At 74.1% G+C, this 23,633-nt stretch carries 22 protein-coding genes; 4 read left to right on the forward strand and 18 right to left on the reverse strand.

Annotated elements, in window-relative coordinates; translation table 11 throughout:
• The 3 genes from LPC08_RS04970 to LPC08_RS04980 all read right to left on the reverse strand — a co-directional run bounded on the left by LPC08_RS04970 (position 1) and on the right by LPC08_RS04980 (position 4,409).
• Positions 1-2,562: a cbb3-type cytochrome c oxidase subunit I gene (locus LPC08_RS04970; RefSeq protein WP_230451628.1), complete on the reverse strand. Its 2,562-nt coding sequence runs from the start codon at positions 2,560-2,562 to the stop codon at positions 1-3.
• Entirely contained in the window at positions 2,562-3,524 is a 963-nt protein-coding gene (locus LPC08_RS04975; protein ID WP_230452989.1) for a cytochrome c oxidase subunit II, read from the reverse strand. Before LPC08_RS04975 ends, LPC08_RS04970 begins: the two co-directional genes overlap by 1 nt.
• A gap of 132 nt (positions 3,525-3,656) precedes the next feature.
• Positions 3,657-4,409 carry a cytochrome c oxidase assembly protein gene (locus LPC08_RS04980; protein ID WP_230451629.1) on the reverse strand — a complete coding sequence of 251 codons (753 nt, stop codon included), beginning with the start codon at positions 4,407-4,409 and terminating at the stop codon, positions 3,657-3,659.
• Positions 4,410-4,639: 230 nt separating this feature from the next.
• Here LPC08_RS04980 and sugE point away from each other — a divergent pair, with 230 nt between their 5' ends.
• Complete coding sequence (gene sugE, locus LPC08_RS04985; protein ID WP_441295830.1) at positions 4,640-4,963, forward strand: quaternary ammonium compound efflux SMR transporter SugE; 324 nt, start codon at positions 4,640-4,642, stop codon at positions 4,961-4,963.
• 49 nt (positions 4,964-5,012) lie between these two features.
• Here sugE and LPC08_RS04990 read toward each other — a convergent pair whose 3' ends face one another.
• Complete coding sequence (locus tag LPC08_RS04990) at positions 5,013-5,930, reverse strand: polysaccharide deacetylase family protein (RefSeq protein ID WP_230451630.1); 918 nt, start codon at positions 5,928-5,930, stop codon at positions 5,013-5,015.
• Between the two features lie 232 nt (positions 5,931-6,162).
• Here LPC08_RS04990 and LPC08_RS04995 point away from each other — a divergent pair, with 232 nt between their 5' ends.
• Complete coding sequence (locus tag LPC08_RS04995) at positions 6,163-7,599, forward strand: amidase (RefSeq protein WP_230451631.1); 1,437 nt, start codon at positions 6,163-6,165, stop codon at positions 7,597-7,599.
• 60 nt (positions 7,600-7,659) lie between these two features.
• Here LPC08_RS04995 and LPC08_RS05000 read toward each other — a convergent pair whose 3' ends face one another.
• Complete coding sequence (locus tag LPC08_RS05000; RefSeq protein WP_230451632.1) at positions 7,660-8,796, reverse strand: aldo/keto reductase; 1,137 nt, start codon at positions 8,794-8,796, stop codon at positions 7,660-7,662.
• A 153-nt stretch (positions 8,797-8,949) separates the two neighbouring features.
• On the opposite strand from LPC08_RS05000, the gene LPC08_RS05005 reads away from it, so the two are divergent.
• Positions 8,950-10,134 (forward strand): M20 family metallopeptidase, encoded by a 1,185-nt coding sequence (locus LPC08_RS05005; RefSeq protein ID WP_230451633.1) that lies wholly within the window; start codon positions 8,950-8,952, stop codon positions 10,132-10,134.
• Positions 10,135-10,140: 6 nt separating this feature from the next.
• Here the strand turns inward: LPC08_RS05005 and LPC08_RS05010 are convergent, their stop codons facing one another.
• The 7 genes from LPC08_RS05010 to LPC08_RS05040 form a co-directional block, all read right to left on the reverse strand.
• Positions 10,141-10,461 carry a hypothetical protein gene (locus LPC08_RS05010; protein ID WP_230451634.1) on the reverse strand — a complete coding sequence of 107 codons (321 nt, stop codon included), beginning with the start codon at positions 10,459-10,461 and terminating at the stop codon, positions 10,141-10,143.
• A 74-nt stretch (positions 10,462-10,535) separates the two neighbouring features.
• Positions 10,536-10,991 carry a hypothetical protein gene (locus LPC08_RS05015; RefSeq protein WP_230451635.1) on the reverse strand — a complete coding sequence of 152 codons (456 nt, stop codon included), beginning with the start codon at positions 10,989-10,991 and terminating at the stop codon, positions 10,536-10,538.
• A gap of 216 nt (positions 10,992-11,207) precedes the next feature.
• On the reverse strand, positions 11,208-11,507 hold the full coding sequence (locus LPC08_RS05020) for a hypothetical protein (RefSeq protein ID WP_230451636.1): 300 nt from the start codon (positions 11,505-11,507) through the stop codon (positions 11,208-11,210).
• Between the two features lie 88 nt (positions 11,508-11,595).
• Positions 11,596-12,570: an N-carbamoyl-D-amino-acid hydrolase gene (locus LPC08_RS05025; RefSeq protein ID WP_230451637.1), complete on the reverse strand. Its 975-nt coding sequence runs from the start codon at positions 12,568-12,570 to the stop codon at positions 11,596-11,598.
• 225 nt (positions 12,571-12,795) lie between these two features.
• Complete coding sequence (locus LPC08_RS05030) at positions 12,796-13,260, reverse strand: GNAT family N-acetyltransferase (RefSeq protein ID WP_230451638.1); 465 nt, start codon at positions 13,258-13,260, stop codon at positions 12,796-12,798.
• Positions 13,261-13,271: 11 nt separating this feature from the next.
• Positions 13,272-14,981, reverse strand: a complete 1,710-nt coding sequence (locus LPC08_RS05035; protein WP_230451639.1) for a helicase HerA-like domain-containing protein — start codon at positions 14,979-14,981, stop codon at positions 13,272-13,274.
• A 100-nt stretch (positions 14,982-15,081) separates the two neighbouring features.
• Positions 15,082-16,476, reverse strand: coding sequence for a dihydroorotase (locus LPC08_RS05040; RefSeq protein ID WP_230451640.1), 1,395 nt, complete (start codon positions 16,474-16,476; stop codon positions 15,082-15,084).
• A gap of 762 nt (positions 16,477-17,238) precedes the next feature.
• Between LPC08_RS05040 and LPC08_RS05045 the strand changes: the two genes are divergently transcribed.
• The gene (locus LPC08_RS05045; RefSeq protein ID WP_230451641.1) at positions 17,239-17,964 is read left to right on the forward strand and encodes a hypothetical protein; all 726 of its coding nucleotides are present in this window, start codon (positions 17,239-17,241) and stop codon (positions 17,962-17,964) included.
• A gap of 112 nt (positions 17,965-18,076) precedes the next feature.
• Here LPC08_RS05045 and otnK read toward each other — a convergent pair whose 3' ends face one another.
• The 6 genes from otnK to LPC08_RS05075 form a co-directional block, all read right to left on the reverse strand.
• The gene (gene otnK / locus LPC08_RS05050; protein ID WP_230451642.1) at positions 18,077-19,348 is read right to left on the reverse strand and encodes a 3-oxo-tetronate kinase; all 1,272 of its coding nucleotides are present in this window, start codon (positions 19,346-19,348) and stop codon (positions 18,077-18,079) included.
• A 43-nt stretch (positions 19,349-19,391) separates the two neighbouring features.
• A complete protein-coding gene (locus LPC08_RS05055; protein ID WP_230451643.1) occupies positions 19,392-20,255 on the reverse strand; it encodes a class I SAM-dependent methyltransferase in 864 nt (287 codons plus the stop codon).
• The gene (locus tag LPC08_RS05060) at positions 20,248-21,294 is read right to left on the reverse strand and encodes a glycosyltransferase family 4 protein (RefSeq protein ID WP_230451644.1); all 1,047 of its coding nucleotides are present in this window, start codon (positions 21,292-21,294) and stop codon (positions 20,248-20,250) included. The genes LPC08_RS05055 and LPC08_RS05060 overlap by 8 nt, the downstream gene beginning before the upstream one ends.
• On the reverse strand, positions 21,291-21,722 hold the full coding sequence (locus LPC08_RS05065) for a 6-pyruvoyl trahydropterin synthase family protein (RefSeq protein WP_230451645.1): 432 nt from the start codon (positions 21,720-21,722) through the stop codon (positions 21,291-21,293). Before LPC08_RS05065 ends, LPC08_RS05060 begins: the two co-directional genes overlap by 4 nt.
• 95 nt (positions 21,723-21,817) lie before the next feature.
• Positions 21,818-22,798 (reverse strand): zinc-dependent alcohol dehydrogenase, encoded by a 981-nt coding sequence (locus tag LPC08_RS05070; RefSeq protein WP_370643301.1) that lies wholly within the window; start codon positions 22,796-22,798, stop codon positions 21,818-21,820.
• Entirely contained in the window at positions 22,789-23,556 is a 768-nt protein-coding gene (locus LPC08_RS05075) for a RibD family protein (protein ID WP_230451646.1), read from the reverse strand. The genes LPC08_RS05070 and LPC08_RS05075 overlap by 10 nt, the downstream gene beginning before the upstream one ends.
• Positions 23,557-23,633: the final 77 nt, after the last annotated feature.

Genomic DNA, 23,633 nt, shown 5'->3' on the forward strand with positions numbered 1-23,633 from the left:
TCAGCCCACCAGGCGCGGGAAGAGGTGGAAGGTGAGGAGGCCGACCGACCCCTGCGCCACCGTGTAGAGCCAGAACAGCATGACCACGTCGAAGGTGACGCGACGCACGCCATCGAGTTTCCCGGCCAGCGCGCGGGCGATGGCATAGAGCGCCATCACCAGCACGACGAAGAGGTGGAAGCCCTGCCACGCCGCGCTGGCGAAGACCGCCGCGCCATGGCCGTTGGTGGTCCCGCGGATTCCCGTGGACCAATGGCCCCAGGTATCGGCCGCCCAGGCGCCGGCCGTCAGCGCGAGCGCCAGCAGCAGAGCGAGCGACACCGCCCAGGACCCCGCCCCGCCGCGCGGCACGCGATCGAGCAGGCGGGAGGCGAGCAGCACCAGCGCCCCGGACAGGACCAGCCCGCCCGCCGCCAGCAGCGGCCAGCGCGCCTCCGGCAGGGCGAAGCCCTCCGGCGGCCAGCCGGCGGCGCCATGGATCAGCCAGAGGTAGAGGTCGCTGCCGCACAGCGCCAGGAAGCCGGTGGCGTCCACCAGGATCAGCACCACCAGCGCCCACCACGCGGTGGAGGTGGAGCCCGTCGCATAGACCGGCAGGACCAGCCCGCCGCCGACCTCCGCGCGCTCGACGACCGGGCCCTTGTCGGTCGCGGTCCAGAGCCACCACAGGATGCCGCCCAGCCCCAGCGCGAAGCCCAGCATCGCCGGCAGGATCGCCTTGAACACCAGCAGCAGGAAGAAGGCCGCCGTCCCCACCGCCGCCAGCACATGCGCGAAGCCCGGCCCCGGTAGGATGGCGACGTATTGCGGGATGGCGTCCACCGGGCTGGTGACGATGGATTCGCGGTTTCCGGTGACGGTGCCGGGGAGGAGGTGGCGCCCCGCCTCGATCTCGCGCGGCAGGCCCGGCCGGTCCCAGAGCGGCTCGCGCGAGCCGATCCAGGGGATGGAGCGCAGGCCGTAAACCTCGGTCGGCGCCCATTCCAGCGTGCCGGCGCCCCAGGGGTTGGCGTTGCGCCCGCGCCCGATGCGGAAGTTCAGCGCCACGTCGAGCAGGAAGACCGCGACCCCCGCCGCGCTGACCACGGCGCCCGCCGTGGACAGGACGTTCCACAGCTCCAGCCCCATCCCCGCCGGGTAGGTGTAGACCCGCCGCGGCAGTCCCATCAGCCCGGAGACGTGCATCGGGAAGAAGGTCAGGTTGGTGCCGAGGAAGAGCAGCCAGAAGCCCCATTTGCCCAGCCGGTCGGACAGCTTCGCGCCGGTGAAGGTGGGCGCCCAGTAGTAGAAGGCGCCGAGCAGCGGGAAGACCATGCCGCCGATCAGCACGTAGTGCAGGTGGGCCACGATGAAGTAGCTGTCGTGCGCCTGCCAGTCGAAGGGCACGGCCGCCACCATCACCCCGGTCAGCCCGCCCAGGGTGAAGATGAACAGGAAGCCGAGCACGTAGAGCGTCGGCACCTCCCACTTGATCTTCCCGCTGGCGATGGTGGCGATCCAGGCGAAGACCTGGATGCCGGAGGGTATCGCCACCGCGAAGCTCGCTGCCGAGAAGTAGCCCAGCGACAGCGCGGGGATGCCCGTGGCGAACATGTGGTGCACCCAGAGCCCGAAGCTGAGGAACCCCGTCGCCAGCAGCGCCGCCACCACCAGCCCCGGCGCCACCAGCGGCGCGCCGGCCAGGGCCGGCACCATCATCGACACCATCCCCGCGGCGGGGAGGAAGATGATGTAGACCTCCGGATGCCCGAAGAACCAGAACAGGTGCTGCCACAGCAGCGGGTCGCCGCCGCGCGCCGCGATGAAGAAGGGGAAGTCGAAGGCCCGCTCCAGCTCCAGCAGCGTCGTCGCCAGGATCACCGGCGGGAAGCCGAAGACGATCATTCCCGCCATCACCAGCATCGCCCAGGCGAAGATGGGCATCCGCGCCAGCGTCATCCCCGGCGCGCGGGTGCGGAGAATCCCCACGATCAGCTCGATGGCGCCGGCGATGGCGGAGATCTCGATGAAGCCGATCCCCAGCAGCCACATGTCCGCGTTGATGCCGGGCGAATAGGCGAGGGAGGTCAGCGGCGGGTACATGAACCAGCCGCCATCCGGCGCGGTGCCGAAGAAGATCGAGGCGAAGAAGCACAGCCCGCCGATCAGGTAGGCCCAGTAGGCATAGGCGGAGAGGCGCGGGAAGGGCATGTCCCGCGCCCCCAGCAGGCCGGGCAGCAGGGTGACGCCCATCGCCTCCACCGCCGGCACGGCGAAGAGGAACAGCATCACCGTGCCGTGCATGGTGAAGACCTGGTTGTAGGTCCCCGGCGGCAACAGCGGATTGCCCGGCACGACGAGCTGGAAGCGGATCAGCAGGCCAAGGATGCCGGCCAGCAGGAAGAACAGCAGCGCCGTCGCGATATAGGCGAGGCCGATGTAGTTGTTGTTGATCTCGCCCAGGAAGCGCCAGCCCCTCGGCCGCCGCCACACCTGCTCCAGCCGCGGCAGCTCGTTCGCCGGGCGCGGCAGCGGGTTCGGCAGCCCGTCATCGGCCAGGGGCCGGTTTGCGTCGGGCGCCATCAGCGCAGGCTCTCCAACCAGTCGGAGACGGCGATCAGGTCGGGGCCGGACATCGCCTGCCCATAGGCGGGCATCAGGTTGCCGGGCTTGATGTCCTGCGCCCCGGCGATCCAGCCGGCCATGGTGCCGCGATGGTTCTCCAGCGCCCCCGCGCCCAGCGTCAGCCGCCCGCCGACGCGCGACAGGTCCGGCCCGAGCACCCCCGCCCATTCCGTGCCGCGCACGGCGTGGCAGGCGCCGCAGCCCGCCTCGCCGAACACCGCCCGCCCGCGCGCGAGCTGCGGCGTGGCGGGCTCCGGCACGGCGTCCCGCTGGCGTGCCAGCCAGGCGGCGAACGCCTCCGGCGGCTCCGCCACCACGGAGAAGGCCATCAGCCCGTGCTGGATGCCGCAGAACTCCGTGCACTGCCCGCGCAGCACGCCGGGCGCGTCCATCCGGATTCGCAGCGTGTTGGTGCGGCCGGGGATCATGTCCACCTTGCCGTGCAGGTTGGGAATCCAGACGCTGTGGATGACGTCGCCCGCCGTCAGCTTCAGCTCCACCTCGCGGCCCACGGGGATGCGCAGCTCGTTGGCGGTGGCGAAGCCCTCCGCCTCCGTCGCGCCGGGATAGCGGATCTCCCACCAGAACTGCCGCCCGACCATCTCGACCACCAGCGCGTCGGGCGCGCCCGGCCCGGTCAGCGCGTGCGAGACGCGCAGCACGTAGACCAGCAGCAGCGACAGCGTGACCAGGGGGAAGACCACCCCCGCCAGCACCACGAAGCGCGCCCGGCCCATGGCGCGCCGGATCGCCGGGTTCGGCGACAGGGCCAGCCAGGTCGCCACCATGGTCAGCGCCAGGATGACGCTGCCGCCGGCGAAGAGCACATGCGTCAGTTCGGCGATCCAGGCCGCGCCGGGGCCGCGCGTGTCGAGCACGGATTGCGGGCCGGCGCAGCCGGCCGGCGCCAGGGCGAGCATGATCGCCACGCACGGCGGCGTGCGGTCACGGCGCATGGACCGGCGCGGCGGCGCGCCTTGCTGGCCAGATTCGATGGGTTCCTGCCCCCGGCTTCCCGACCGGTCCGCGGTATCCGATGCTGCGGGGGGGGCTCAAGGCCGCGGGGCGCGACCCACGGGATCGTGTGCGATCGGACGCAGCAGCGCGGCGGCGGCGGCGACGGCCAGCACGGCGAAGGCCAGCCCGCCCGGCACCCACATCAGCAGCCCGCCGAGCTGCTGGTCCTCCAGCGGCGTCAGGCCCCAGGGCAGGGTGGTGCCGGCATGCGGCGCGAAGAGCGGCCGCGGCGCCAGGGTCAGCATGGCGCCGAGCAGCCCGGATTGCGCGGCCGTGCCGATCCCGGCGGCGAAGGCCAGTTCAGGCCGCGACGACGCACCCTGCCACAGCCCGCGCCAGAGCCAGGCGGCACTGGCCAGGAGGGTCAGGTGCATGGCCCAGTAGGCCGGGGTGCTGGCGAAGGTCGCCGCATAGGGCAGCGGCAGGTGCCAGGTCCAGAGCGCCAGGGCGAAGGCGCCGGCCGACCCCAGCAGCCCCGCGGCCCCGGGCGGGCGGACGGCGTCGCGCCAGCCGGCGGCGAGCAGCGGCGCCGCGACCAGCACGATCAGCAGGTGCTGCGCCACCCGTGCCGAGAACAGCGCGACCGACAGGCTGCACAGCGGCGAGACCAGCGCCAGGGCCAGCACCGCCCAGCCGCCCAGGACGAGGCCTCGCCCGCCCGGCCGTGCCCCGCGCCACAGCACCGGCAGGGCCAGGAGCAGCGCGGCGAGCAGCACCGGGTCCAGGTTCCAACCCGCCGCGCCGGGCAGGGGCGGCGCGCCGCAATAGGGAAGGGTGGCAGGGTCCATCGCCCGATCCTCCAGGGGCCCGCCGGCACGGGCAAGCCACGCCTGGTTGATCGCCGCCGCGCAGACCGGCCATGGCGGGGGCGCCGGGCCGGACCCCTTGGCTCCACCGGCGGGAGGCGTATCTCTGCGTGGCTTCCGCGGGGACGACCCCGCCCGGTTGCCTCTCCGGCGGCCGCCCCGGTTCCGGCGGGGGAGCGAGGCGGGACGGCCCGCCGCCTTCGCCGGAGGCCATGATGGCCTGGATCATTCTCTTCGTCGCCGGATTGCTGGAGGTCGGCTGGGCCGTGGGGCTCAAGCAGACGGACGGCTTCACCCGCCCCATCCCCACCGTGCTGACCCTGGCCGCGATGGTCGCCAGCGTCGTCCTGCTGGGCCTGGCCCTGCGCAGCCTGCCGCTGGGCACCGCCTATGCCGTCTGGACGGGGATCGGCACGGTCGGCACCGTGCTGGTCGGCATGGCGCTGTTCGGCGAGCCGGCCGATGCCCTGCGCCTCGGCTGCATCGCCCTCATCGTCGGCGGGATCGCCGGGCTGAAGATGCTGTCGCCGCAGTGAGGCGGCGGCCCGGCGGGGCGGGCCCCGTCCCGCCGGGCGCGACCCTCCGTCAGCCCGCCGCCTGCGCCTTGCAGTAGCGCGCGACCTCCTCGTGGGTCATGAAGCAGACGTCGCCATGGCCGCGGATGTAGGTCACGAGCCGGTCCAGCAGCGCGATGCGGGAGCGGTGGCCGATGACGTGCGGGTGCATGGTCAGCAGGAACAGCCCGCCCTCGGCATAGGCGCCGTCGAACTCGGCACGGAAGATCTCCTCCACCGCCGAGGGGGCGGTGTAGGGGCGCAGGGCGGAGAAGCGGACGAAGTTGAAGTAGGGCGCGTCGTCGCGGATCCATTCCGGCGGCAGCTCGACGATGCCGGTGGGCTCGCCGTCCGCGACCAGCTCGTACGGATCGTCATCCGCCATCAGGCTGGAATCGTAGAGCAGCCCCAGCTCCCGGATGATGGACATCGTGTCCACCGAGAAGTCCCAGGAGGCGGTGCGGATGCCGACCGGGCGGCGGCCGGAAACCTTCTCCAGCGTGTCCGCGGCGCGGAAGGTGAGGTCGCGCTCCACCCCCGGCGGCAGGCTGGTATTGGCCTCGTGGATCCAGGAATGGATGCCGATCTCGTGGCCTTCCTCCGCCACGGCGCGGACCTCGTCCGGATAGAGCAGGGCGGAGACCGCCGGGTAGAAGAAGCTCGCCTTTACCCCGTGCCGGTCGAGCAGCGCGCGGATTCGCGGAATGCCCTGGCGGTTGCCGTACTGGCCCTGGCTGATCCGCATCGGGCTCTCGTCCGCGTCGCGCAGCGGGATGGTGTCGTGGTCCGCGTCGAAGGAGAGGGTGACGCAGCAGCGCGCCCCGTCCGGCCACAGCGCGGGGCGCATCGACCGCCCGGCCCGTGCCCGGCCGGTGATCTTCCGCCAGGTTTCCTCGGGCCATTCCCAGGGCTTCGGCGCAGGGGGCTTCGGCGCATCGGCATCGGGCATGGCGGGGAGACTCCTTCATGGTGTTGGGGGGCACCGGGGGGTGGCGATCCTGGGCCGGCTGGGCGGGGGAGGGAAGCCACCCCGGCCCATGCCATCCGGCGCCACGCCCATGCTGGCGTCCCCATCCCGGCGTCCCCATCCTGGCGCCCCCATCCTGGCGTCGCCGTCCTGGCCGGCATGCGGCCGGGCACGCTTCCCCGGGCAGGGCGCCCGGCGCATTCTCCGCCGCCTGATGAGCGAGCTTCCCACCGATCCGGCGCTGATGGGCGCCGAGGCGCTGCTGTCCCTCTATGCCCGCCGTGCCCTGTCCCCCATTGAGGCGCTGAAGGCCGTCACCGAGCGGATCGCCCGCTACAACCCCTGGGTCAACGCCTTCGCCGCGCTGAACCCGCGCGCCCTGGCCCAGGCGGGGGAGAGCGAGGCGCGCTGGATGGCCGGGCGCCCGCTCGGGCCCCTGGACGGCGTGCCGGTGACGGTGAAGGACCTGCTGAACGTCGCGGGCTTCCCCACCCGGCGCGGCAGCCGCGTCAGCGACCCGGCCCCGGCCGCCGAGGACGCGCCGGCGGTGCTGGGGCTGAAGGCGTCCGGCGCCGTGCTGCTGGGCAAGACCACCACCACGGAATACGGCTGGAAGACGCCGGGCGACTGCCCGCTGCACGGCATCACCCGCAACCCCTGGAACCCGAGGCGCACCACCGGTGGCTCCTCCTCCGGCGCCGGGGCGGCGGGGGCGGCGTGCTTCGGGCCGCTGCATGTCGGCACCGATGCCGGCGGCTCCATCCGCATCCCGGCGGCCTTCTGCGGCCTGGTGGGCGTGAAGCCGAGCTATGGCCGCGTGCCGCAATGGCCGCAGAGCGCCTTCGGCAGCGTGTCCGTGGCGGGGCCGATGACGCGCGGGGTGCGCGACGCGGCGCTGCTGCTGGGCGCGATCGGGCGGGCGGACATCCGCGACCCGTACTGCCTTCCGGACGACCCCCGCGACTGGCGCGACGGGATCGAGGACGGGGTGCGCCGGATGCGGATCGCCCTGGTGCGCCGCCTGGGTTTCGATGCGCCGCTGGATGCCGAGGGCGAGGCGGCGCTGCATCGGGCGCTGCACTGGCTGCAGGAGGCCGGGGCAGTGGTGGAGGAGGCCGATCCGGACCTGCCCGACACCCGGGCCGTCTTCGCCCGCGTCTGGGGCGCCGCGCTGGCGCGGCTGGTCGCCACCACGCCGGAGGAGCGGCGCGAGCAGCTCGATCCCGGCCTGGTGGAGGTGGCGCGGCGCGAGGGCGGCATGAGCGCCGTCGAGTTCCTCGGCGCCGAGGCGCTGCGGGCGGAGGTGGCGCACCGCATGGCACGCTTCCACCTGCGCTACGACCTGGTGCTCACCGCCTGCACGCCGACCGCGGCCTTCGCGGCGGACGATCCCACGGTGAACCCGGCCACGGCGCTGTGGCGCGACTGGGCGCCCTGGACCGCCGCCTTCAACCTGACGCGCCAGCCGGCGATCAGCGTGCCGGCCGGGCTGGATGCGGAGGGCATGCCGCGCGCCGTGCAGGTCGCGGCGGCGCAGGGGCGCGACGACCTCTGCTTCCGCGCCGCGCGGGTCATCGAGCGCGCGGCGAACTTCCCGCTGGCCGACCCCGGGCTGGCGCAGAAGGCGTTGCGCGCCGCGGCCCAGGGCTGACGCGGGCCGGCCGGGGGTGGCGGCACCCTCCGCCGGCCGCCGCGGAGCGGCGGCCCGGACCTACGCCGCAGGGTTGGGGGCGCGGCGGTCGATCAGCCCGGCCTCCCGCATCTGCGCCCAGAAGGCGGCGGGGATGGCCTGGCGGAAGGCGGCCGCGTTCTGGCGTGGCTGGTCCGGGTGGCTGGCGCCGGGAACGAAGCAGGACACCGCCGGCTGCGCGTTGAGGAAGTGCAGCGCCGCGACGCGCAGATCCACCTCGTGCTCCCGCGCCACCGCCCGCATCTGCTCGCGCTTGCGCAGCATCGCGTCCGGGATGCCGCTGCCGTAGTTGAAGCGCTCCTTCCCCGCCAGGAAGCCGCCGTTCAGCGGCGCGCCGACCATGATGGAGGCCCCCTTGGCCCGCACCGCGGGGATGATGCCGTCCAGGGCCTTCGCGTGCTCCGCCAGGGAATACTGGGTGGCGGCGAGGAAGATGTCGGGCTCGGTCACCTCCAGGGCCGCCAGGATCGGCTCCGGCTCGTTCACGCCCATGCCCCAGGCCTTGATGACCCCCTCCTCCTTCAGGCGCTGCAGCGTGGGGAAGGCGCCCTTGCGGGCCTCCTCGAAGGCCTCCTGCCAGGGGCGGCCGAGGTCGCGCTCGTTGCCGGGCGAAAGGTCGTGGACGAAGACGATGTCGAGGCGCGACAGGCCGAGGCGTTGCAGGCTGTCCTCGATCGAGCGCCGGGTCCCGTCGGCGGAATAGTCGTAGCGGTAGCGGAAGGCAGGGGCGTTCGCCCAGTTCGCGACGCGGCGCAGCGCCAGCGCCGCATCCGGTTCCAGCACCCGGCCGATCTTGGTGGACAGGGTGAACTCGTCGCGCGGCTTGCTGCTGAGCACGGTGCCGATGCGCCGCTCGCCGCGGCCCAGCCCGTACCAGGGCGAGGTGTCGAACAGCCGGATGCCCGACTCCCAGGCGGCATCGACCGTGGCGACGGCATCGGCATCCGAGACGACCTTGCCGAAGCCGTTGCTCAGCGGCTGGCCCCCCAGGCCGAGCCGCTGCGCCGGGCGCCAGCGGCCGCCCTGGCCGGGCGTATTGGCCGGGAGGGCGCCTGCGGGCCCGGTGGAGCCGGGCGTGGTCTGCGCGGCGGCCGGGCGTGCGGCGAGGGCGGCGGTGCCGAGCAGGGCGGCGGAGAGAAGGGCGCGTCGGGCGGCCATGGCATATGTCCCGGTCTTTGATGGATACAAGATGAACGCCCTGTCATCTGACGCTGTTGCGCTGCGGCGTGTTGCGGCCCGCTGCCAAGCATTGCGGGGGCACCCCGATCTGATCTTCAACGGGGACCGACCCCACCCTGCCAGGAGCCCGGCATGACCGACATGAACCCCGCCATCACCGACTGGCTCGCCACGCAGCGCGAGGCGATGCTCGAGCTGCTGCGCGCGATGGTCGACACGGACGGCGGCTCCTACGACAAGGCCGGCGTCGATGCCGTGGGGGCGCTGGTCTCGCGCTTCTGCGAATCGCATGGCATTCCCGTGGAGACCATCCCGGGCGAGCGCTTCGGCGACTGCCTGCGCGCCACGGTGGCGGGCGGCGAGGGGGGGATGTCCGGCGGCAATGCCCGGCGGAACATCCTGGTGATGGGCCATCGCGACACCGTCTTCCCGAAGGGCGAGCCGCAGCGCCGGCCCTTCCATATCGAGGGCGGCCGCGCCTATGGCCCCGGCGTCGCCGACATGAAGGCGGGGCTGGTGATGAACCTGTTCGTCCTGGCCGGCTTCGCGAAGTTCGGCGGTGCGCCGGGACCGCTGGTGGGGTTGTTCACGGGCGACGAGGAGATCGGCTCGCCGGAGGGCCGGCCGGTGATCGAGGCGGAGGCGCGGCAGGCAAGGGCGGTCTTCAACAGCGAGCCAGGCCGTCCTTCCGGCAATGTCGTCACCGGGCGAAAGGGCGGGGTCTTCATGGCCTTCACCATCGAGGGCAAGGCGGCGCATTCCGGCGGCAACTTCGAGGCGGGCATCAGCGCCATCGAGGAACTGGCGCGCAAGGTGCAGGCGATCCACGCGCTGACCGACCTGTCGCGCGGGATCACCCTCAATGTCGGGCTGGTCAGCGGCGGGCAGAGCGTCAACACCGTGGCCCCGCTGGCCGAGGGGCAGATCGACCTGCGCTACGTGCACCCCGCCGACCGTGACGAGACCATGGGGAAGATCGAGGCGATCATCGCCCGCGCCTTCGTCCCGGGAACGCGCGCCACCCTCGCCATCCGGGGCGAATTCAAGGCGCTGACGCAGGATGACGCCTCGGCGCGGCTCTTCGAGGGCTACCGGCAGGCGGCCGCGGCGACCGGCCTGTCGGTCGACGGGGAGTTCACCGGCGGCTGCGCGGATTCTGGCTTCACCGCCGCGATGGGCGCGCCGACCCTTTGTGCGGTCGGCCCGGTCGGCGGCCGCGCGCACAGCCCGGAGGAGTATCTGGAGGTGGACAGCCTGGTACCGCGCGCCCAGGCCCTGGCCCGCGCGATTGCCGGGCTGGAGGCGACGGGGCTCTGATCCCGCTCAGCGCGGCGCCACGGATGCGACCTCGGTCACGGTGCCCGATACGGGACCGGCCGACGCCGGGCCACGAGCCCGGGCAAGCCGGTCCTGCTCCAGGCGGGCCTTTTCGCGCAGCCAGTAGTCGCGGCGCAGGTTGCGCGCTTCCTGCTCGCGCTCTGTCGCCTCGTTGACGCGGGGCCGGGGAGCCTCGGCAGTATCGCGCGGGGCAAAGAAGGGAAGCCGCCCGATCGTGCTGTCGTAGAGGCTGTCCAACGCCCCGGCCTGGGCAGGGGAGGCGAGGGTCGCCAATCCGAGGATCGGCAGGGCCAGCAAGGCGCGCATGGGGTTCTGCTCCGGCTTCATGCTCCGGAACGGCCCCGCGGCCGTCGGGTTTCGGCGCCAGTTTGCGGCGCCGGTCAGCGGCGCCAGCGCTCCTGGTCCAGACGGCGGCGGTCCTCGGCAAGGCGGCGCTGCTCCTCGTCCAGGCGACGTTGGCGGTCCTGCAACTGGCGGTCGCGGTCCTCGGCGGCACGACGGGAGTCTTCCCAACGGTGGCGTTCGCTTTCCTGCCGGGCGCGCTGCTCGTCCCTCCGGGCGCGGTCATGGTCCCAGGCCTCGCGCCGGCGCTCCCGGGCTTCGCGGTCCCGCTCGCGGGCTTCACGCTGGCGCTCCTGTTCCCAACGGTCCCGCTCCTGCGCCTCGCGCCGGCGGTCGTCGTCCCAGCGCTGCTGGTCACCGCCGCCTTGCTGAAGGCCCTGGAGCACCTGCCCGACGATGCCGTTGAGATCCTGCGCGGCGGCAGGCAGCGTCAGCCCGGCGGCGGCGAGGCCCAGAAGCAGGCTCCGGCGGGCAAGGGGGGACGGGGCAGGCATGGGATCCTCCGGCATTTGCCTGTGGAACGTGCCGGCGCCGGGACCGTTTCCAGACCAGCGCCCGACCGCCGTGGCGACGGGAGATATCCGTGCCGCATCCGGCGATGGCACGGCGATGCGGTGGCCATTTCAAGGACGGCCTCGGCCCTGTCCGGGGCCCGGGCCGGGGGGGATGGCGGTGCCGCTGCGGCCGGCGGCCCGCCGCGCGCCACCCCGTCAGCGCTGGATGTTGCTTCCCATGCCGGGGGCCACGGTCTCGGCTGCGCCCGTCCCCTCCAGGGCCGGAGCGGGAGAGGGCATGGTGGAGGTGGTGCTGGCGGCGCGATCGGCCTCCAGCCCCTCCGTGCGGCTGGGCATGGCCGCGCGCTGGTCGCCGCGCGCGTCACGCGCGGCGTCGTGGAAGCGGTCCTGCTGGATGCCGCGGTCCAGCTCGCGCCGGGCGCGGTCCGCCGCCGTCTCGGCCGAGGCGATCACGGGGGCGGTGGTAAGAAGCAGGGCGAGGACGAGCGAGCGCATGGTCGAGGGGCTCCGTTCCGGTTCACCCCTCAACGCTCCGCCGCGCCGATCGTTCCGGGACCCTGCATCCCCGGCGCGGCGCCGGCTCCTACCCCGCCGCGCGCCGCCCCGGCTGCCAGGCGGGCGGCGCGACGGAGCCGGTCTGCTCTACGATGCGGCCATAGGCCTCGGTGCGGCGGTGCGCGGCGAAGTTGAAGATGGTGGTGCGCCCGAGGCGGCACATCTCCAGGTCGCACTCCGCCACGATCAGCTCGTCGTCCCAGGAGGTGGCCTGCGCCATGATCTCGCCCTGCGGGTTGACGATGATGGAATGGCCGAACAGCTCGTGCCCGTCCTCCGTGCCCGCCTTGGCGACGCCGGCGGCGAAGCAGGCGTTCTGGTAGCAGCCCGCCTGGATCGAGAGGTGGCTGTGGAAGACGCGCAGGTGGTGCGCCTCGAAGCCGCGCCCCTCGCTGTTCAGGCTGGGCGTGTTGTAGCCCAGCATCACCAGCTCGACCTGCTGCAACCCCAGCACGCGCCAGGCCTCCGGCCAGCGGCGGTCGTTGCAGATCATCATGCCGATGTTGACCTCGCTCTCCCCGACCGGCGCGCGCACCACGGGGAAGCCAAGGTCGCCCACCTCGAAGTAGCGCTTCTCCAGGTGCTGCACCTTGCGCTGGGGGTCGTATTCCTTGTGCCCGGGCAGGTGGACCTTGCGGTACTTCAGCACGATCTCGCCGGTCGGGTGGACATAGATGGCGGTGTTGAAGCGCTGCCCGTCCGGCGTCTTCTCGGCATAGCCCAGGTGGAAGCCGATGCCGTACCGCCGTGCCGCCTCGAAGAGCGGGGCGGTGGCGTTGGAGGGCATCGCCGTCTCGTACCAGTGGTCGGCCGCCGCGATGTCCTCCTCGTACCAGCGCGGGAAGAAGGTGGTCAGCGCCAGCTCGGGGAAGACCACCGCCTCGGCGCCGCGCCGGTGCGCGGTCTCCATCAGGCGGAGCATCCGGCCCATCACCTCGTCGCGCCCCTCGGCGCGCTGGATTGGGCCCATCTGGGCGGCGGCGAGGACGATGCGTCGGCTCATGGCGTCTGGCTTCCTTGTGGGCCGCGCCCCGGGGGCGCGGCGAATGGCCTGGCCTCGGCGCAGGCAAGCCCCGGGCCAGCCCGCGGCATCGGCGCCGCGCCGGCCAGCCTGGCCCCGGCCAGCCTGGCCCCGACCCGCGCGGCCCCTCCGCCGCGTGACGGATGCCGGGCCGCCAGGGGCGGGGGCCCGGAGGCCGGAGAGGACGCGCCGCTGCGGCGGGCCGTCTCAGCGCGGCAGGTCGAGCTTCATGCCGACATGGCTCGCCACGAAGCCCAGGCGTTCGTAGAAGCGCTGCGCGTCCTTGCGCGCCGCGTTGGTGGAAAGCTGCACCATCCCGCAGCCGGCCTGCCGCGCGCGTTCCACCGCATCGCGGATCAGGGCCGCGCCCAGCCCCCGGTTGCGATGGGAGGCGGCGACGCGCACGCCCTCGATCAGCGCGCGGCTGGTGCCCTGGTAGGAGAGGTTGGGCAGCACCGCGAGTTGCAGGCAGCCGACCACCGACCCGTCCGCCGCCTCCGCCACGATGACCGCGGCGCCGGGCATGGCGGCGATGGCGTCGAAGGCACGGCCATAGCCCTCGGGCAATGGGTCGGTGGCGCGCTCGCGCTTCGCCCCCAGCATGTCGTCGGCCAGCATGGCGACGATGGCGGGCAGGTCCTCGCGCCGCGCCTCGCGGAAGGTCACACTCATCCCCGTGCTTCCTATCGCTTGAGCAGCGAGCCGAGCACGCCGCGCACGAGGGCGCGGCCGACCTGCGAGCCGACGCTGCGCATGGCGGATTTCGCCATCGCCTCCACCGCGCCCTGGCGCCGCCCGCCGCCGCCCGTCAGCACGTCCGAGAGCACGCCGCCCCAGCCTCCGCCGGATTCCGGCACGCTGCCGCGCTGGCCGCCGCGCGAGGCCGGCGCGGGCACGGGGATGCGGCGCGTGCCGGGTACGGTGGTGCCACGGCCCCAGACGTCGCCGCCCGCCGCGGGGGGCGGCACACCCGCCGGCCCGGGTGCGGGGCCGCCCCAGGGGCCGCCCCAGGGGCCGCGCGGTGCTGCGCCGCCGCCCGCGCCACCCCAGGAGCCGTCCGAGGCATTGCCGCCGCCCCACCCTGCCGGCTGCGGCGCCGGGTCCTCGGCGACGGTGGTGGCACGGCCGGTGAGATGCTCGTAGGCGGAGTCGCGGTCGAGCGGCGTGTCGTACTTCGCGCCGATCGGGCTGTGTCCCATCACCGCCGCGCGCTCCTCGGCCGTGATCGCACCCATGCGCGAGCGGGGCGGGAGGATCTTCGTGCGGTCCACCATCCCCGGCTGCCCGCCGGGCTGGAGGGTGGAGACCAGCGCCTCGCCCACCGCCAGCTCGGTGATGGCCGTATCGGTGCGGAAGGCGGGGTTGGGGCGGAAGGTGTCCGCCGCCGCGCGCACCGCCTTCTGGTCGGCGGGGGTGAAGGCGCGCAGCGCGTGCTGCACCCGGTTGCCGAGCTGCCCCAGCACCGTGTTGGGCAGGTCCAGCGGGTTCTGGGTGACGAAGTAGACGCCCACCCCCTTGGAGCGGATCAGCCGCACCACCTGCTCGATCTTCTCCAGCAGCGCCTTGGGCACGTCCTTGAACAGCAGGTGCGCCTCGTCGAAGACGAAGGCGAGCTTCGGCTTGTCCAGGTCGCCCACCTCCGGCAGCTCCTCGAACAGCTCTGAGAGCAGCCAGAGCAGGAAGGTGGCGTAGAGGCGCGGGCTGCCCGCCAGCTTGTCGGCGGCGAGCACGTTGACCGAGCCGCGCCCGTCGGGCGTCAGCAGCATCAGGTCGGTCAGCTCCAGCGCCGGCTCGCCGAAGAAGTGCTCCGCCCCCTGCTGCTCCAGGGCGAGGAGCTTGCGCTGGATGGTCCCGACGCTCGCCTTGCTGACGTTGCCGTACTGCACCCCCAGCTCGCCCGCGCGCTCGGCCACATGCGCCAGCAGGGCGCGCAGGTCCTTCAGGTCGAGCAGCAGCAGCCCCTCGTCGTCGGCCAGGGCGAAGGCGACGGAGAGCACGCCCTCCTGCGTGTCGTTCAGGTCGAGCAGGCGGCCGAGCAGCAGCGGCCCCATCTCCGCCACCGTGGCGCGCACCGGATGGCCCTGCTCGCCGAACACGTCCCAGAAAACGACGGGCGTGGCCTGGTACGCGAAGTCGGTGGCACCCAGGCTCGCGGCGCGCTGCGCGATCTTCGGGTTGTCCTTCCCCGGCTGGCTGAGCCCGGCGAGGTCGCCCTTGATGTCGGCGACGAAGACGGGGACGCCGTTGCGCGAAAAGCCCTCGACCAGCGTCTGCAAGGTGATGGTCTTGCCCGTGCCGGTGGCGCCCGCCACCAGCCCGTGCCGGTTGGCGAGCGGCAGGTAAAGCGACTGGGGCTCCGCGCCCTTGCCGATCAGGATCCGGTCCGACGCCATGCGCGCTGCTTCTCCCCTGGGGCTCCGCCCTGCCTTCTAGCCCATCGCACGACGGGCTGCATCCGTCCCCCGGGGACGCGGCCCGAAGCCGGCGGATGCGTCAGCCCGCATCTATATATGTGTGCGCGTGCTGGCGCGGCACGAAGCGCCCCGTCCCTGGCCTGGCGAGGACGCTCCCGCCATCCCAGACGCAGGCGCCGCGCAGATAGGTGGCGGCCACGCGCGCGCGGAGCCTGCGGCCGTCGAAGGGGGACCAGCGCGCATCCTCGCGGTCCCGGATGTCGGCGGCGTCGAAGGTGAAGTCGCCTTCCTCCAGCACGCAGAGATCGGCATCGGCGCCGGGCGCGAGCGCACCCTTCTTCGGGAAGAGGCCGTGGAAGCGGGCCGGCCGCTCGGCGGCGTAGAGCGCCATCAGGGAGGGCGGCAGCCCCCGCTCCGCCAGCAGCGTGAACAGCACCGGCGCGAAGGACTGCATGCCGGTCAGCCCCGCGCCCACGGCGAAGATGTCGCCACGGTAGATCTTCCTCTCCCGTGGCCAGGGCGCGTGGTCGGTCGAGACATAGGCGACGCGGCCCGACAGCAGCGAGTCCCAGACCCGCTCCACCTCCGCCGCGGTGCGGAAGGGCGGGTTGCACTTGCCGAAGCCCTCCAACCGGATCAGGTCGTCCTCCGTCATGCACAGGTACTGCAGGCAGGTCTCGCCCGTCGCCCGGCCGCCCCGCGCGCGGAAATCCGCGGCGATGTCGAAGCCACGGGAGAGGGAGGAATGCGCCATGTGGACATGCGCCCCCGTCTCCAGCCCCATCTCGAAGATCTCCAGGTCGGCCATGCTCTCCGCCAGCGGCGGGCGGGTGCGGCAATGCATGATCGGGTCCGTCCGCCCCTCCGCCCTCGCCGCCGCCGTCAGCTGCTCCACCAGCTCCTGGTCCTCGTTGTGGACGGAGACCATGCGGCCCGTCTTCGCGATCTCGCGGAAGGCCGCGACCATGGTCGGGTGGTCGATGCGCGGGAAGCGGTTGGCATCGTACTCATAGGTCGAGAGCTTGAAGGAGCAGGCACCGGCCTCCGCCAGCCCGGCGATGGCATCAACCCCGCCGGTCTTGCGGATGGTGCCGTAGAGGGCGACGTCGACATGCGCCAGCCGCTCCACCCAGCCGACCTTCTCGCGGAAGATCGTCGCGTCCGTCACCGCCTGCGGCACGTCGTAGGGCATGTCGACGCAGGTGGTGACGCCACCCGCCGCGGCGGAGGAGGTGGCGCCCTCGATGCCGGGGAAGCCGACGGCGCTGCCGGTGTGCATGTGCCCGTCCACCAGCCCCGGCAGCACCAGGCGGCCGCGGTGGTCGGCGACCTGCCGGGCCGGTGGCGGCGCGCCCTGGCCGGTTCCGGCGATGGCGCCGCCACGCACCGCGACCCAGCCATCCGGCAGCAGGTGGTCGCTGAACACCAGCGTGCCTTGCACGACGAGGTCGAAGGGCTGCGGTTGCTCGGTCACGTTCGGTGCGTCCTCTCCATCCGCCTGGGCCGCCGTACGGCGGGCAGCGGCGATGCGGCAGAGGCTATCCCCGCCGGCGACACGCGTCACGCCGACAGGAGGGCGCCACATCGGCGCCGCATTCCGGGGCGCGTCGCGTCGCGCGCCGCCGCGAACGGAGGCGCGGGAATGGCACGGCGCGCGATCCACGTTGCCTCTCCCGCACCGTCGCGCGCAGCCGGCACGCCGGCGTCTTCCCGCAAGGCGTCTGCATCCCGCGCGATGCGCCGCCGCCGTCCGGCGTCCGGCAACGCCACCGGGCAACGCGCGTGCTCCTGCAGCTCGTCATGCGCGTCGGAAAAATGCGCGTGTGCGACGGGCGTTTTCATTGACAAGCACAGAGCGCGTCCCGATAGCGTTCCGTGCGCGCCATCGTCCGCGCGATTCGCGAAGGCCCGACACGGCAAGGCCTCCTGCAGGGAGGCCCGACGCGAGGAGCGAGGGACACGAAGCGTTGCAGTGCAGAGGAACGGTCCATGGACCGCTGGCGGTTGGACAGGACGACCGGCTTCGTCGCCTCACCGGCCGCGCCCCTGGCGCGGCGGAGCGGCACGGCAGCGAAGCAAGTTCCCGTCCGGCGCGTCGCCGCCGCCACGCGCGGCGGAATGCATGGTGCCGTACCGAGCGCTGTGAAGCCCTGCCGGGGAGACGCGCGTTGCCGCGTTGCGCTCCCCCGACGGGCGTCCCTGCACCCGAGCAAGACCTGACCAGGAGATCCTGAGCATGAGCGAAGAGACGAAGACCCCGCAGGCCATGGCGATGGCCATGAGCACGACGCGGCGCAGCAGCGGCAGCGGCACGCGCAAGGCCAGCACGGCCGGGCGCAAGGCGGCGGCCAAGCCCGCGGCGCGCAGCACGGCGGCGAAGAAGCCCGCCGCCAAGAAGCCGGCGGCGAAGAAGGCCACCGCCAGCCGCGCGACCGCCGCCAAGAAGCCGGCGGCCCGCAGCACCGCCGCGCGCAAGCCCGCCAGCCGCGCCACCGCTGCCAAGAAGCCGGCGGCCCGCAGCACCGCGGCGCGCAAGCCTGCCGCGCGCAAGACGGCGGCGCGCACCTCCACCCGCGCGGCAGCCAAGCCGGCGGCGAAGCGCGCCACCACCGCGCGCAAGACGGCGGCGCGCACCTCCACCCGCGCGGCGGCCAAGCCGGCGGCGAAGCGCGCCACCACCGCCCGCAAGTCGGCGACCCGGGCGACGGCGACCACCGCCCGCAAGCCCGCCGCCCGCGCCGCCACCACGCGCAAGACGGCGACCGCCCGCAAGCCGGCGACCGCCACGGCGAAGCGCAGCACCAGCACGCGCGGCACCGCCGCCTCCTCCTCGCGTTCCGAGGCGGCGAAGAAGGCGGCCGCCACGCGCGCCCGCCGCAAGGCCGAGGCGGCCGCCGCCAGCTCCGCCGACATGCCGGCCGCCGACATGCCGATGACCGGCGGGACCGACAGCGAGAGCTGAGTCGTCGCGTCGCGGCCGGGATCGGCCGCGACGGCACGGAAAGGGCGCCGCGTCACCGCGGCGCCCTTTTTCGTGGCGGCCCGTTGATCCGCGGCGGCCTCGGCCGCGCCGCTCAGCCCTGCGGCGAGAAGGCGGTGACGAACATGTCGCGCCCGCCGAAGTTTCCCGACTTCAGGGCGAGGTGCAGCGTGTCCCGCGTGCCGCTGCCCTCCGCGACCGTCCAGGGCACGCCCGGCGCGATCTCGGGCCCGATGCGCAGGGCGCGGATGCCCAGGCGCTGGACCACGGCGCCGGAGGTCTCGCCGCCGGCCACCACCAGGCGTCCCACGCCGCGGGCGACGAGCCCCGCCGCGATCTCCGCCAGCGCGTGTTCCACCAGGCTGCCGGCCGCGTCGCGCCCCAGCCGCTGCTGCAACGTCGCAACCTTCTCCGGCGCGGCGGAAGCGGCGATGACCACTGGCCGTTCCGCGGAGAGCTTGCCGTCCACCCAGGACAGCGCGGCGTCGGCCAGCGCCGACGCATCCGGCAGGGCGAGCGGGTCCAGCTCCAGCACCGGCACATGCTCGCGTGCCACGCCGATCTGCCCCAGCGTCGCGCGGGAGCAGGAGCCGGCGATGACGGCGCAGGTGCCGGAGGGCGCGGGCAGCACGCCGGCATCGCCGCGTTCCGGCAGCAGTCCGGCGGCGCGGAAGTTCGCCGGTAGCCCCATGGCGATGCCGGAGCCGCCGACGATCAGCGGATGCGCCGCCGCCGCCTCGCCGATCGCCATCAGATGCGCGTCCGTCACCGCGTCCACGATGGCGTAGCGCCGGCCCGACTCCGCCAGCCGCGTCATCTCGCCACGGATCGCCGCCGCGCCGCGCTCCACCACCGCGAAGGGGACCAGCCCCACCGTGCCGTCCGTCTGCCGCGACAGCACCCGCACCAGGTTGGGATCGCGCATGGGGGTCAGGGGATGGTTCTCCATCCCGCTCTCGTTCAGCAGCGCGCTGCCGACGAAGAGATGGCCCTGGTAGACGCTGCGGGCATTGGCCGGGAAGGCGGGGCAGGCCAGGGCGAAGCCGGCCTGCAGCCGGTGCAGCAGCGCATCCGCCACGGGGCCGATATTCCCCGCATCGGTGCTGTCGAAGGTGGAGCAGATCTTGAACAGGGCCTGCTTCGCGCCCGCCGCGAGCAGCGCGTCCAGCGCCGCCAGCGACTGCGCCACCGCCTCGCCCACGGGCGCGGTGCGCGACTTCAGCGCGACGATGACGGCATCGGCCTCGGGCAGCGGCCCCTCGGGGACGCCGATCACCTGCACCGTCCGCATCCCGTTGCGGACCAGCATGGAGGCGAGGTCGGTCGCCCCCGTGAAATCATCGGCGACGCAGCCGAGCAGCGGCATGGTGATCCTCCTCCCTCACGGTTCGGCGGAGTCTGATCGGCGCTCAGCCCGGCGGCAAGGCCAGCAGGTCGCGATGGCCGATCGTCGCGCGCAGCCGCCCTTGCGCCGCCTGCAGGGCCCGCGCGCGGTGCCAGGCACGGATCGCCGCGCGGCGGCCGGGCAGCCGCTGGCCTGCCGCGGCCGCATGGCCCGCCGCAAGCGCCGCGACCAGCGCCGCCTGCCCCGGGCCGAGCTGCCAGGGGGAGGGCGCGGTGGCCACGGCGAAGCCGCGGTCGCGGAAGGCCGCGGCGGCGAAGCGCGTCGCCTCCGCCCCCAGCGCGGTGCCGTCGAAGCCCTTGTCGCGCGCCTGGTCGCGCCGGAAGCCGCGGGCGACGATCCCGTCCGCCGGGTGCGGCGGCAGGAAGCGGTCGCGCCCGTCCACGTTCAGCGCGGCGTAGAAGGGCACCTCCAGCACGTCGGCCAGGTCCTCCAGCCAGGGGCGGGAGACGAGATCGAGCAGCGCGCTGCACACCACCGCATCCGCGCGCTCCAGCGGCAGGCGGTCGGGCGTGTCGGCGAGGTCGGCGATGCGCCCCTCCACCCGCCAGGCGCCCAGCGGCGTGTGCACCAGCAGCACGCGCTTGTTCGGCGCGGTGACCTTCAGTCCGACCTGCACGGCGCGGCCGGCGATGGTGTCGAAGGCGCGCTCCACCAGCGCGGCATCGGCATCCACCAGCAGCCAGGCCTGCGGCCCGCCGATGCGCGGGGCGAGCCAGCGGAACAGGCTGCCGGTGCCGGCGCCGAGATCCACCAGGGTCGGACGCTGCGGCAGCACCGCCACCAGCGCCTCGGCCAGCGCGGCATCGCGCGAGACGGCATCGGCCGGCTCGCGCAGGTCGAGCCAGTCGGCCGCGAAGGCCTCAGCCACCGGCGGCGCGCTCCAGCTCGGCGGCGAAGGCCGTCGCCCGGTCCTCCCAGCGGGGCAGGCGCTGCCCGGCCTGCCAGGAGGCCTCGGCCATGCTCCGGCGCAGCGGCAGGTCGTAGATCACCCGGCGCAGCGCCTTGGACAGGCTGTCGGAATCGCCCGGCGGCGAGGCGACGCCGGCGGCAGCCGGCATCAGCTCCGCCAGCGCGCCCCCCTTGCACAGGGCAAGCGGCAGGCCGCGCGCCATCGCCTCGGCCGCGGCCATGCCATAGCCTTCCCACCAGGAGGCGAGGGCGAAGATGTCGCTGCGCCCCCAGAGCGCCTCCAGCGCCTCGCCCGTCACCTCGCCGGCGAAGGTGACGCGCTGGGCCAGGCCCAGCTCCTCCACCAGCGCGTCCAGGCTCCGCCGGTGCAGCGCGTCGCGCGTGCCGCCGGCGATGGTCAGGTGCCATTCCAGGTCGGTCAGCCGCCCGACCGCGCGCAGCAGCACGTCGTGCCCCTTGCGCGGCGAGATCACGCCGACCGACAGGATGGCACAGGGGCCCGCGCCCGAACCCGCCGCGCGCGGGGCGGGATCGGTGCCGGGTTCCACCACGCCGGTGCGCGCGGGATCGGTGCCGAACTCCTCCGGCAGCCGCGCGGCGGTGAGGCGGGAGGTGGTCACGAGGCGCGCCATGCGCGGGAAGAGCAGCCGCTCGTGCTCCTTCAGCGCCGCCTTGGCCTGCTCCGGCACGCCGGGCTCGATGGCGGTCGGGTGATGGATCAGCGCCACGGCGCGGCGACGCTCCAGCCTCTCCACCAGCGGGTGGAAGGCCGGCAGGCCCAGCCCGTCGATCACCAGCACCTCGTCCGGCGCGGCGGCATCCAGCACCGCGCGCGCATCCGCCAGCGCGGCGTCGTCCGGCAGCGGGTGCCGCCCCGCCTGCTCCACCACCCGCACCGCATGCCCCAGCGCGCGCAGCCCGGCGACGAGGCGGCGGTCGTAGCCATAGCCGCCGCTGACCGCGTCGAAGGGCGTGGGGACGATGAAGGCGATCCTCACGCCGAGCGCACCGCCGGGCCCGGCGCGGCCTCGACCAGCGCCTCGTAGGCCGCCCAGGCGAGCGGGCTCTCGCGCAGCAGCACCTTCAGCCCGCGCACCTGCTTCCCGCCCTCGCCGAGCCGCCCCTCCCGCAGCGCGTCGCACAGCGCGCCATGGATATGGAAGCAGAGGAACTCCGTGGTGGTGTTCTGCCCGGCGAAGCCCGGCACGTCATCCAGGTTGCGGTAGTCCAGCGCGTCCAGCACCCGGCGCAGCTCCACCCGGGCGGCGCCGATATCCACCAGCAGGTTCGCCGGATCCAGGCGCGGCGCGCGGAACTCCGCCTCCACCACGAAGGTCGCGCCGTGCACGCGCTGCGCGGGGCCGAACTCCTCCCCGCGGAAGGAATGGGCGATCATGATGTGGTCTGCGACGGTCAGGCTGAACACGCGGGGCGACCCCTCTGCACGCGGATGTCGCTCTTTATGGCGGCGATGCGCGGAACGCCAAGGCATGATCCGTCGCGACGGGCCGCGGCCGGGCGTTAGTACAGCACCACCGGGCAGAGCGGCGCGGCGCCTCCCGCCGGCGCGTCGAGCAGCCCGGGGAGGGAGTCCGCCAGCTTCGGGAAGGCGACCAGGGGCCCGCACAGCGCGTCCAGCGCCGGTTCGCGCAGCAGCGACAGGGCCAGGGCGAGGCGCTCCACATGGCTCCGCCGGCCCCGCATGGCGGGCGCCACCTGCCCGACCTGGGTCGAGAGCAGGGAGAGCCGCCGCGCGTGGAAGGCCTCGCCGAGCGGCAGCGGCACGGCACGGTCGCCGAACCAGGACGCCTCCAGGATGCGCCCCTCCATCGCGGCGCAGCGCAGGGCGAGCTGCAGCCCCTCGGCGCTGGCGCTGGCATGGACGATCAGTTCCCGCTCCTCCGGTGCCTCCCCCGGCGCGACGAGGCGCAGGCCCAGCCGGGCGGCGACCTCCCGCCGGCGTGGATCGACGTCCACCAGCGCGAGGTCCAGCGCCGGGATGCGGGAGAGCAGCCAGGCCGTGAGCAGGCCCACCACCCCCGCCCCGATCACCAGCGCCCGCTCCCCCGGCAGCGGCCGCGCATCCCAGACGATGTTGAGCGCCGTTTCCATGTTCGCCGCCAGCACGGCGCGGGTGTCGGGCACGGCATCGGGGACGGGGATGCACATCGCGGCAGGGGCCAGGAAGCGGTCCTGGTGCGGATGCAGGCAGAAGACCCGCCGGCCCATCAGCGGCTCCGGCCCGGCCTCGACCAGCCCGACGGCGGCGTAGCCGTACTTCACCGGGAAGGGGAGCGCGCCTTCCATCAGGGGGGCGCCCATCGTCGCCCACTGGCTGCGCGGCACCCGGCCGTGCAGCACCAGCCGCTCCGTCCCGCGCGACACGCCGCTGGCCAGCATGCGGACCAGCGCCTGGTCCGGCCCCGGCTCGGGCAGGATCTCCTCGCGCAGCTCGGCATGGCCGGGGGCGACGGTCCAGAGGGCCCGTGCGGTCAGCGGCACGCCCCTGGCCTTGCGCGGTCGAGCGGGATGTCGAAGAGCACGTCCTGGCCCAGCGGATGCACCGTCCAGGCGAAGCGCAGCCCGTCCGCGATCCGGGTCGCGGTGGGCAGGCTGAAGGCGGCGCGGCCGGACCCCAGGATCAGCGGCGCCACCGTGACGTGCAGCCGGTCCAGCAGCCCGGCGGCGAGGAAGCGGGAGACGGTGATGCCACCCCCCTCCACGAAGATCCGCCGCAGCCCGCGCGCCGCCAGGGCCTGCAGCAAGGCGGGCAGGGCGACGCCTTCCTCCCCGGGGGGAAGGCGCAGCACCTCCGCCTCCCCGTGGCGCGGCTCGCCCGGCGCGCCCTCCCGGCAGGCGAGCAGGGTGGGCGGCCCGCCGGCGAAGACGCGGTGGGTGGCAGGCAGGCGGCGGTGGGGGTCCAGCACCACGCGCACCGGATCGGGCCCCGGTGCCTCCCGCGTGGTCAGGCGGGGATCGTCGGCCGCCACGGTGCCGGCGCCGACCAGCACCACGTCGCACAGCGCGCGCAGCCGGTGGGTGTGCAGGATGTCGCCGCGCCCGCCGATCCATTGGCTGGCCCCGCACTCGGTGGCGATGCGCCCGTCGAGGCTCTGGGCCAGCCGGCCGAGCACCACGCAGCCGTCGGGACCGTTCGGGGGCATGAGGATGGGGCCGAACAACCGGCCCAGCGGATGGTCCGGCACGGTGCCGCCGCGCCTGGCGCGCAGCAGCAGATCCCAGGCTTCGCCGTCATCCATGCCGGGCGACTATGCCGCGCCCTTCCGGGCCGCGCAACGCGAGCCCCCGGGCGGGGTGGCGAGGGGGGGCGGAGCGT

Source organism: Roseomonas sp. OT10 (assembly GCF_020991085.1).
GTDB classification, from domain to species: Bacteria; Pseudomonadota; Alphaproteobacteria; order Acetobacterales; family Acetobacteraceae; genus Roseomonas; species Roseomonas cutis.